Source organism: Brevundimonas diminuta ATCC 11568, from assembly GCF_000204035.1.
Classification (GTDB): domain Bacteria; phylum Pseudomonadota; class Alphaproteobacteria; order Caulobacterales; family Caulobacteraceae; genus Brevundimonas; species Brevundimonas diminuta.
In genome coordinates, this window is record NZ_GL883086.1 from 704,655 (window position 1) to 706,086 (window position 1,432).

The 1,432-nt window shown below is 70.7% G+C and carries 2 protein-coding genes; both read right to left on the minus strand.

Features of this window, described 5'->3' with window-relative positions; genetic code table 11:
* A partial coding sequence (locus BDIM_RS17885; protein ID WP_050796651.1) for a TrbJ/VirB5 family protein occupies window positions 1-660 on the minus strand: 660 nt, incomplete at its 3' end.
* On the minus strand, window positions 611-1,432 hold an 822-nt coding region (locus BDIM_RS07210; RefSeq protein WP_040345373.1), incomplete at its 5' end, for a TraG/VirB4 family ATPase. The genes BDIM_RS17885 and BDIM_RS07210, both read right to left, overlap by 50 nt.

The window sequence follows — 1,432 nt, forward strand, 5'->3', positions numbered from 1 at the left end:
GGCGTCGCCGGCCGTCTGGTCCGCCGTCTGACGGGCGGCCTGTTCGGCCAGCAGCCGGGACTGGGCCAACACGATCGAGCGCATGGCCGCCAGATCCTCAGCCAGAACGGCGAGGATCTGGTTCGAGGACTGGACGGCGGCCGTCTGTCCCCCGGCGGACTGGCTGGCGGACAGGGCGCCGCTGAGTCGCCCCTCCCGCCCCTGCCCCAGCCGCTCCAGTTCCGCGGCGTGACGCGCGAGATCGAAGGCCGTGCGTCGGGCGTTGTCGCTGCGGCCCTCGCCCTGTCGGATCAAGGCCTGCAGGTCGGCGCTGTCGAGGTCGCCCGCGTAGAGGTCCTGAAACTGTTGTTCCAGGGCCGCCGCCGTCGCCCCCAGGCCTTCCACGCTCCGGGCCAGCGCCGCCATCTCCTGCAAGGCCCGGCTGTTCTGCGCCAGGTGGCTATAGGGCGAGGCCGCCAGACTGCGGGCCTCATTGGCGAGGCTCTCCAGCTGGCGCGCCGTCTGCAGCGCATTCTCCAGATGGTTTTTCGGATCGAATACCACCTGCTGGGCGCTGGCCGTCCCTGATCCCAGGACGACCAGAATCGCCGCGGCCGTTGCGGCCAGGCGCCTATTCCGCTGCAAGCGGCGGCGCGAAGGCGTCGAAGACATCGTCGACATGCTGCACTCCCTTGGCTTTGAGGAATTCACGGGCGAACCGCTCGGGGCCGCTCCGGGCGAGGACCCTGTCGATCAGGGTCTGGTCTTCGGGCGAGCCGGCGCCGCACAGGGCCAGGGCCACCCCGGTCAGGCGCAGATCGAACAGCCGCCTGCCGTGGGGTTGGCGCCAGTAGTAGGCCCGCTTGGGCGGCGCGAAGGCGATGAGCTCGAGCTGGCGCCGTGTCAGGCCGAAGGCCCGGTAGAGGTCGCCGGACGCCGGCTCCAGCGCCCGGGGATTGGGCAGGAAGACCTGGGTGGGGCAGCTCTCGATCAGGGTCGCGGCGATCGGCGAGGCCGCGACGTCGTCCAGGCTCTGGGTGGCGAAGACCACGCAGACCCGCTTCTTGCGCAGGGTTTTCAGCCATTCCCGGATCCGGGCGGCGAAGGCGCCCTCCCCCAGGAAAAGCCAGGCCTCATCCAGGACCAGCAGGGTCGGCCGCCCGTCGAAGCCGGCCTCGAGCTGATGAAACAGGGCCGACAGGGCCGGACCGACGACTGACGGCGTGGCCATCAGGGTCTCGAGTTCGAAGGTGTCGAAGCGGCTGGGCGCCAGATCACTGTCGGCGCCGTCCAGCAGGCTCCCATGCGGCCCTTTCAGCGTCAGCGGTTCAAGCGCCGTCGAGACGTCGCGGTTCTGCACGAGGGCGCAGAAGACCGTCAGGGTGCGCTGCGCGCGGGGCGCGGCCGCCAGGGCGTTCAGCGCCGACCAGATCTCCTCGCGCAGTTCGGGACG